Source organism: Devosia insulae DS-56 (genome assembly GCF_000970465.2).
Lineage (GTDB): Bacteria > Pseudomonadota > Alphaproteobacteria > Rhizobiales > Devosiaceae > Devosia_A > Devosia_A insulae.
In genome coordinates this window covers 1-8,338 of sequence record NZ_LAJE02000006.1, presented here as the reverse complement: position 1 = coordinate 8,338, position 8,338 = coordinate 1, and the positions used below count along the sequence as shown (strand labels likewise).

Sequence of the window (8,338 nt, the reverse complement as noted above, 5' to 3'; positions counted from 1 at the left end):
TTTTTGTTACAAGAAGAAGACGGCATAAGGGGTTGCTGCCGGGCGCGTGGGCTGGGAGAGGGGTATAAGAGACAGATCTTGCCCCGCCGGTCGGCGACTCCGTGACCGCCACGCGGCCTTTGTGGCGCTGGACGATCGAGGCGACGAGGTTCAGACCCAGGCCGGCGCCGGTGGCCAGTGGTTTGATGCGGTAGAACGGCTCGAAGATGCGTTCGCGGTCGGCCGGGGCGATGCCGGGGCCATCGTCCATCACCGAGATGGTGCCGTTGGGGCTGACCTCGACGATGATCTGGCCGTGATTGGCGGCATGGACGATGGCGTTCTGCACCACATTGGCGAGGGCGCGGGTGAGGCTGCCTTCGTCGCCGCGGATCAGCACCGGCGCATCAGGCGCGTTGACCGCCAGCTCATAGCCGGCATTGAGGGCGAGGGGGGCGAGATCGCTGACCACGTTGCCGGCGAGCTCGACCAGGTCGAGCGGCTCCATGCTGGTTTCGCCCAGGTCCATGCGCTGCAGGTCGAGCAACTGGTCGGCTAGGCTCGAGAGGCGGGCGACATCCATCAGCAGGCGAGCCTTTTCGGGGAACGGCTCGGCGGTCTCCAGCCGGGTCTGCAGGATAGCGATCGGGGTGCGGAGTTCATGCGCCGAGTCCGCGAGGAAGCGCTCGCGCTGCGCATAGGCCTTGTCGAGCCGGGCGAGGCCGCCATTGACGGCGTCGACCAAAGCGCGGACCTCCTGCGGCACGTTCTCGGTGGGCAGCTGCGTGCCGCGAGCATCGATATCGATCAGCTCGGCCTGTTCGGCCGCCTGCTTCAGGCCACGCAGCTCGCGCCGGATCACCCGCGGGATGATGATGGCGGCAGCGATGGTGGTGATGGCGAGCAGGGACAGGCTGAACAGGGCCCAGAAGCCGGCGACGAACGACACCACGCCGATGGTGCGCCCACCACCCGACGCCACCATGACATCGCCGATCTGACTCTTGTGCCGTTCGAGCTGCAGCGCATCCACCGGGGACCCGGCGCGCGGGCGCACGTCGACCGAGGCGAACTCCCAGAGTGCGGTGTTCAGCTCGTCGTAAAACACCGGAATCTTGCCGAACGAAACCGTGGTGCCCGCCTCGGTCGAGGCGAGAAACCAGACCCCGGGCTTGTCGGCGATCAGCGCCTTGAGCTTGGGCGTCATTTCCACCTGGGCGCCGCCATCTGCAGCGGGGCGGATCGCCTCGGCGAAAGCCTCGGGGTTGCCCGGATCGAGCGGCGGTGCGTCGATGAAGCGAAGCGCCGGGTAGATGCCGAGCGGAAACACCACCAGCGCGAAGAACAGCAGCAAAGCCACGGCCTGCACCTGGATCATGCGGCGGGTGAGGCGGCGTTCGAGCCGGACGATTTTGGGTTTGCGGGTCATGATTGCCTGAGCAGGTACCCGACGCCGCGCACCGGGTGGATTTCCACCGTGCTGCCGGCCTCGGCGAGCTTGCGCCTGAGCCGCGAGATATGGGCTTCGAGTGAGTTGGACTGGATCTCGTCGTCCGAACCATAAACGTCTTCTTCGAGCACGGCGCGACGGACGGTGCGGCCGGACCGGCGCATCAGGCTTTCGAGCACCAGGTACTCGCGGCGCGGCAGGTCGACCTTCTCGCCACTAACGAAGACGTCGCCGTGGTTGAGGTCGAGCGACAGGTTGCCCATCGCCAGCGGCGCGGTTTCCACCTGGCTGGGTCGGCGCAGTACGGCGCGGAGCCGCGCCACCAGCTCGTCGACCACGAAGGGTTTCGCCAGGTAATCGTCGGCGCCGAGGTTCAGCCCTTCGATGCGGTGATTGGCGCCGCCCATGGCCGAGAGGACGACGATCGGGGTGTGCGGGCGGCGCTTCCGGATATGGGCGATCAGCGAGGCGCCGTCGCCATCGCCGAGCTGCCGATCGAGGATGATGAGGTCATGCGCCACAGTCTCGATCGCCTCGATGGCGAACTCGATCGAGGGCACGTGATCTGTGATGAAATCGTGTTTGGCGAGCGCCGTGCGCAGCAGCGTCGCCATGTCGGGCTCGTCTTCAACCAGCAATAGCCGCATCGGCACCTCCTTCGTCGTCATCGCCGATCAAGCTTGCCGAAAGCTTGCGCCGGGCGACGCCGGCCGCGCAACCGACCCATGCGCGCTGCGCCGGGGCTACGCAAGGTTCATGCAAGCTTGGCGGCAGACAAGCCATCCCTCGCAATGCCCCGGGTCGCCCCAGGGCGGCGAGACGTTTGGACCCATCTATCTGAGGACTGCGCCATGGACGAGCCCGCAATCCAGCCGACGCCGAAGCCCGAATGGGCGCTGAGCCGGCGCGAACTGAAAAAGCGGGCGTTGCTGGCGGCCGGCATTGAGCCAACGCGCTTCCCCTGGCTGTGGGCCGGAGCCGCCGTGGTGGTGGTCGGCCTCGCGGTGTTCGTGCTGCCGCAGGTGTTCGCCCCGCAGGCCTCGACGCCGACCGAAGCCGCCGCACCGGCCGCGGATGTGGTGAAGCGCCTGCTGACCATCGACGTCGCGACGGCTCAGCCGGCGACGCTGTCGGAAACGCTGAAGGCGACGGGCTCGCTGATGCCGCGACGTTCCATTGCCATCGCCTCGCAGGTCAACGGCACGCTGAAGAGCGTCGACGTGCGCATCGGCGACCAGGTGAAAGCCGGCGATGTGCTGGCCATGGTCGATGTCGAAACTTCGCAGATCCAGCTGAGCCAGCAGCGCAGCACTGCCGCGGCGACGCGGGCGCAACTGGCGCAGGCCGAAAACCAGCTCGAGCGCACCCTGCGCCTCGCCGATAGCGGCCTCACCCCCAGCGCCACTGTGGAATCCGAGAAGGCCTCGATCGAAGCGCTGAAGGCCAACCTCGCGGCGCTCGAGGCGCAGGTCGCCGGCGCCGAACTGGTGATCCGCAACGCCACCATCACCGCGCCGTTCGACGGCATCGTCGCGGCACGCTCGATCGAACCCGGCCAGCTGATCACATCAGGGGCGGCTTTGTTCGATCTCGTCGATCTCTCGATGATGGAAATGACCGCCTATGTGCCGGTCAGCGCCAGCCCGAACCTCAAGCCGGGGCAGCCTGTGACCCTCACGGTCGAGGGACTGCCCGGCCAGAATTTTGCCGCCACCGTCGAGGGCGTGAGCCCGGTCGCGGCCAAGGGCACGCGCACCGTCCCGGTGCTGATCTCGGTGCCCAACCCCGAAGGCAAGCTCCGTGGCGGCATGTTCGCCTCGGGCAGCATCGTCATCGAGGAAACAAAGGGGGCGTTTGCCGTGCCCGACGCGGCTTTGCGCGAGGATGCCGACGGGCGCTATGTGCTGCGGATCGCCGATGGCGCGCTGCTGCGCCAGCCGGTCGAGGTCAAGCGCCAGTGGGCGTCGGGCCGGATGACCGAGCTCGCCTCGGGCCTCGTGGCCGGCGAAAGCTATGTCGCGGGCCAGCTCGACGATCTGAAGCCCGGCATGCGCGTCACCGTGGTGGAGAACTGATAGATGTTCCTCACCAAGATCAGCGTTCGCCACCCGGTTTTCGCCACCATGGTCATGGTGGCGCTGCTGGTGTTCGGCCTCTACTCCTACTCGCGCCTCTCGATCGAGCAGATGCCCAATATCGACCTGCCGGTCGTTGCGGTGGTGGTGAGCTATCCCGGCGCCTCGGCGCAATCGGTCGAGAACGACATCATCAAGCCGATCGAAGACGCGGTGAACTCGATCAGCGGCATCGACACGCTGCAATCGATCGCCCAGCAGAACGCCGCTATGATCATCATGATGTTCGACATGGAGGTGAGCTCGGTCGACGCGGTGCAGGAGGTGCGCGACAAGATCGCCGGCATCGAAGCCAACCTGCCCGACAATGCTGATAAACCGCGCGTGCTGCGGTTCGACCCCAACGCCATGCCGATCATGTCGCTGGCCATCCGCTCCGACACGCTCAGCTCGCGCGAGCTGACGCAGCTGGCCGATGACGTGGTGGTCAACCGGCTGCGCAACATTCCCGGCGTCGGCAGCGCCGATCTCGTCGGCGGGGTGCCGGCGCAGCTCGACGTGCTGGTCGATCCGGACCGGCTCGACGGGTTCGGCGTCAGCATGTCCGAGGTGATCTCGGCGATCCGCCAGAACAATCTCGACCTGCCGGCCGGCACCATCACCGAGGGCGCGGTGTCGCGCGCCATCCAGGTCGAAGGCCGGCTCGAGGATGTCGAGGATTTCCGCAACATCATCGTGTCGCGTACCGGCGGCCAGGCCGTGCGGCTTGGCGATGTGGCGACCATCACCCAAGGGCAGGGCGACGAGGCAAGCCTCGCTTTCATCAATGGCGAGCGGGCGCTGGCGATCAACATCATCAAGGTGCAGGGCGCCAACACCGTGGGCGTGGCCAAGGCCGTGCACCAGGAGCTCGAACGGCTGCAGGAGCGCGAGCTGCCCGAGAGCGTCAGCATCGACGTGGTGGCCGACAATGCCGTGCCGGTGGAGCAATCCTTCCACACGGTGCAGAACATGATCGTCGAGGGCGCGGGGCTCGCCGTGCTGATCGTCTTCCTGTTCCTCAACTCGTGGCGTTCGACCGTCATCACCGCGCTGACGCTGCCGATCTCGATCATCGGCACGATGACGGTGCTGTTCGCGCTCGGCTTCACGCTCAACATGATGACGCTGATGGCGCTGTCGCTGTCGGTGGGCATCCTGATCGACGACGCCATCGTGGTGCGCGAGAACATCATGCGGCACCTGCATATGGGCAAGAACCACGTGCAGGCGGCGCTCGATGGCACCAACGAGATCGGCCTCGCGGTGCTGGCGACGACGCTGTCGATCGTCGCGGTGTTTCTCCCCGTCGCCTTCATGGACGGCATCATGGGGCGGTTCTTCCTGCAGTTCGGCGTCACCGTCTCGGTGGCGGTGCTGATCTCTCTGTTCGTCGCCTTCACGCTCGACCCGATGATGTCGTCGGTGTGGCACGACCCGGATTCCGAGCCGGGCGCCAAGCGCGGCCCGCTGGGCCGGGCGGTGGCGAAGTTCGACCAGTTCTTCGAATGGTGCGCCGGCGGCTATCGGGCGCTGCTGCGCTGGTGCCTGCGGCATCGGATGACGACGCTCGCCACCGCCGTGGTGTTGTTCTTCGCCAGTTTCGCTTTGGTGCCGCTGGTCGGCTTCGAGGTGTCGCCGGCCACCGATAACAGCGAATTCCAGGTCGAAGTGGAGACGCCGCAGGGCTCCTCGCTCGACTATACCGGCCAGAAGGTCCGGCAGGTCGAAGCGCTGCTGCGCACCTTGCCGGAAGTGAAGCGCACCTATGCCACCGTTGCCGGCGGGCAGGGCGTCTCGAGCAATAATGCCGGTACCGTCGTCGTCACCATGGTGCCGCCGGGCGAACGGCAGCTGATGCCGCACGAAATGACGGCGCCAGTTCGAGATCTTCTCGCTCAGGTGCCGGGGGTGAAGACCATTGTCGGCGTCTCGAGCGGCTTCGGCAGCCTGAGCAAGCCGATCCAGGTCACTGCCTATGGCGACAGCTTTGCGGTGCTCGGCGATCTGACCGACCAGCTGGCAGCAAAGCTCGCTCAGATCCCCGGCCTCACCGACATCGAGACCTCGCTCGATGCGGCGCAGCCGATCGTCGGCATCCGGGTCAATCGCGACCTCGCCAGCGAAGCCGGCATCTCGCTGCAGCAGGTGGGTGCGGTGCTGCAGCCGATGCTCAGTGGCGAAGAGGTCAGCGAGTGGACCTCGCCGGCGGAAGAAACCTACAAGCTGGTGGTGCGGTTGCCAGAAGGCGAGCGCAACAGCGTTGAGCTGCTCTCCAACCTGCCGATCAGCCGCAATGACAGCTCGGTGATCCGGCTCGGCGACATCGCCGATATCGAGACCTCGACCGGCCCGGCCGAGATCAACCGGCAGGACCTGTCGCGGCAGGTGACGGTCGACGCCAATCTGAGCGGCGCAAATATCGGCGAGGTGATGCCCAGGATCCAGGCAGCGATCGACGCGATCGAGATGCCCGCGGGCTACCGCATATCGATGGGCGGCGATGCCGAGCAGCTGGGCGATATCGGCTCCTCGGCCGGCTCGGCGCTGCTGCTCGCGGTGGTGTTCATCTACCTGGTGCTGGCCAGCCAGTTCGGCAGTTTCGTCCAGCCCATCGCCATCATGATGGCGCTGCCGCTGTCGCTGATCGGTGTCCTGGTCGGGCTGCTGATCGGCGGCTCGACGCTCAACATGATGTCGATGATCGGCTTCATCATGCTGATGGGCCTCGTGGTGAAGAACGCCATCCTGCTCGTCGACAATGCCAACCAGCATGTGCGCGAGGGCTGGAACCTCTATGACGCGCTGGTCGAAGCCGGGGTCACCCGCTTCCGCCCGATCATCATGACGACGCTGGCCATGGTGTTCGGCATGCTGCCCTTGGCGCTGAGCCTCCATGAAGGCTCGAGCCAGAATGCGCCGATGGCCCATGCGGTGATCGGCGGGCTGATCAGCTCGACGCTGCTGACGCTGGTCGTCGTTCCCGTGATGCTGACCTACACCGACTCGTTGAGCGGACTGGTCAAGCGTGTGCTGCGTCGGCGCGAGCCGGCGCAGCATCACCCAACGCCTGAGGCGGCCGAGGTCGCCCCGCACTGATCCGATAACCCAAGGACTGATCATGATCACCGCACCGGCTTTGCAGGCGCGCGCCGCGCGCCTGCCCCGACTGCTCGTTGCCGTCAGCATCGCGGCGCTCCTGGCGGGCTGTTCCTCGCTCGCCTACCAGAAGCCGCAGATGGCGGTGGCGACGAGCTTCAGCGCCTCGCCCGGCGCCAAGGCTTCCGTCGACAACAGCAACAAGGCCTGGTGGACGGCGTTCCGCGACCAGCGGCTGAGCCGGCTGATCGATCGGGGCCTTAGCCAGAACCTCTCGATCGCCCAGGCGGTGGAGCGGATCAACGAGGCCAATGCCGGGATGATCGCCGTCGGCGCCACCGTGCTGCCCTCGGCCTCGGGCAGCGTCGCCGGGCGCGAAAGCGGCGGCCCGGGCGCGTCGAGTTCGTCGGTCACCTATGGCGCGACCGCCTCGTGGATGCTCGATCTGTTCGGGCAATATGCCAATTCGAGGAAGGCCGCCGAGGCCGGTCTCGATCAGGCCTACCTCTCGGCCGATACGGCGCGGCTGACCTTCCTGTCGGAACTCACCAACGCCTATATCGACCTCCGTTACTATCAGGAATCGCTGGCGCTCACCCGCTCGAGCCTCGCCACCCGCCAGCAGACGCTGGAGCTGACCCAGTCGCTGCTCAACAACGGCGCCGGCTCGCAGCTCGACGTGCTGCAGGCGCAGAGTGCGCTCGATGCGGCTTCGCTGCAGCTGCCGAGCCAGGAGCTCGGGTTCGTCCGCAGCCTCAACCGGCTGGCGACGCTGACGGCGCAATCGACGGGCGCGATCGAAAAGGACCTGATCAAGGGCGCGCCGCAGCCCTGGCCGCGGGCCAAGGTCAATGCCGGCGTTCCGGCCGACCTGATCCGGCAGCGGCCGGACATCCAGGCGGCCGAGCGCGCGCTCTTCGCGGCGACCGCCAATGCCGGGATCGCCGAAGCGCAACTGTATCCGTCGATCACGCTCAGCGGCAATATTCAGCTGGCGGCGCTGGCCGGCGGCAATACCACCAGCTGGGGGTTCGGGCCGACGCTCAGCCTGCCGTTCCTCGATGGCGGGCGGGCCAGGGCCAACCACCAGGCGGCGTTGTCGAAGGTGAACCAGGCCTATCTCAGCTGGCAGAGCGCGGTGCGCGGCGCCATCGAGGAGACCGAGAATGCGCTGGCCGCGGTGCGGCGCGACGGCCGCAGCATCGATGCGGCGACAAAGGTGTCGGACAGCGCGCAGCGGCAGCTCGAACTGGCGCGGAAGAGCTACCAGGAAGGGCAGGGGCAGATCCTCGACGTGCTCAACGCCGAACGCAGCCTGTTCGACGCCAAGGCCCAGCTGGCCACGTCGACGCGGCAGTATGCGAGCAACTATGTGGCGCTGAACGTGGCTGTTGGCGGTGGGATCGGAGCGTTGCCGGCGGGGAAGTGAGCGAGTCCTGCGGTTCCGACATAGCGATCAACTACCGGCAGACGGCCCCCTCCCATCCTCCCCCTTAAAGGGGGAGGTGCCCCGCCGGTGCGTTAGGCACGATCGAAGACAGAGCCTCGGCTCTTGACCTCCCCCTTTATGGGCCTGTTGCGCAAAGGGTGGTTTCGGCAGGTTGGTTGCGATTGGGCGAGCGGGATGGGCCAGGTGAGGGTGACCCGGTCGTATTTGTGCGCGATGTCGGCTGTTCTGGGGTTGGCTTGGTGGCCT

General features: G+C 66.7%; 5 protein-coding genes. 3 read left to right on the top strand and 2 right to left on the bottom strand.

What is annotated here, in order from left to right; genetic code table 11:
- Positions 1 to 1,408: sensor histidine kinase (locus tag VW23_RS00315; protein ID WP_069907610.1), on the bottom strand; the 1,408-nt coding region annotated here is incomplete at its 3' end.
- On the bottom strand, positions 1,405 to 2,097 hold the full coding sequence (locus VW23_RS00310) for a response regulator transcription factor (RefSeq protein WP_342029905.1): 693 nt from the start codon (positions 2,095 to 2,097) through the stop codon (positions 1,405 to 1,407). The genes VW23_RS00310 and VW23_RS00315, both read right to left, overlap by 4 nt.
- Positions 2,098 to 2,280: 183 nt before the next feature.
- On the opposite strand from VW23_RS00310, the gene VW23_RS00305 reads away from it, so the two are divergent.
- Genes VW23_RS00305 through VW23_RS00295 form a run of 3 tightly spaced genes read left to right on the top strand, consistent with a single transcriptional unit; the run spans position 2,281 to position 8,071 of the window.
- Positions 2,281 to 3,504 (top strand): efflux RND transporter periplasmic adaptor subunit, encoded by a 1,224-nt coding sequence (locus VW23_RS00305; protein ID WP_069907608.1) that lies wholly within the window; start codon positions 2,281 to 2,283, stop codon positions 3,502 to 3,504.
- Between the two features lie 3 nt (positions 3,505 to 3,507).
- Positions 3,508 to 6,642 (top strand): efflux RND transporter permease subunit, encoded by a 3,135-nt coding sequence (locus VW23_RS00300; protein WP_069907607.1) that lies wholly within the window; start codon positions 3,508 to 3,510, stop codon positions 6,640 to 6,642.
- A gap of 22 nt (positions 6,643 to 6,664) precedes the next feature.
- Positions 6,665 to 8,071 carry an efflux transporter outer membrane subunit gene (locus VW23_RS00295; RefSeq protein WP_084645384.1) on the top strand — a complete coding sequence of 469 codons (1,407 nt, stop codon included), beginning with the start codon at positions 6,665 to 6,667 and terminating at the stop codon, positions 8,069 to 8,071.
- Positions 8,072 to 8,338: the final 267 nt, after the last annotated feature.

Excerpts from the sequence above, each read along its gene's own strand:
- VW23_RS00310 (WP_342029905.1), bottom strand. The coding sequence starts at position 2,097 with ATGACGACGAAGGAGGTGCCGATGCGGCTATTGCTGGTTGAAGACGAG.
- VW23_RS00305 (WP_069907608.1), top strand. The coding sequence starts at position 2,281 with ATGGACGAGCCCGCAATCCAGCCGACGCCGAAGCCCGAATGGGCGCTG.
- VW23_RS00300 (WP_069907607.1), top strand. The coding sequence starts at position 3,508 with ATGTTCCTCACCAAGATCAGCGTTCGCCACCCGGTTTTCGCCACCATG.
- VW23_RS00295 (WP_084645384.1), top strand. The coding sequence starts at position 6,665 with ATGATCACCGCACCGGCTTTGCAGGCGCGCGCCGCGCGCCTGCCCCGA.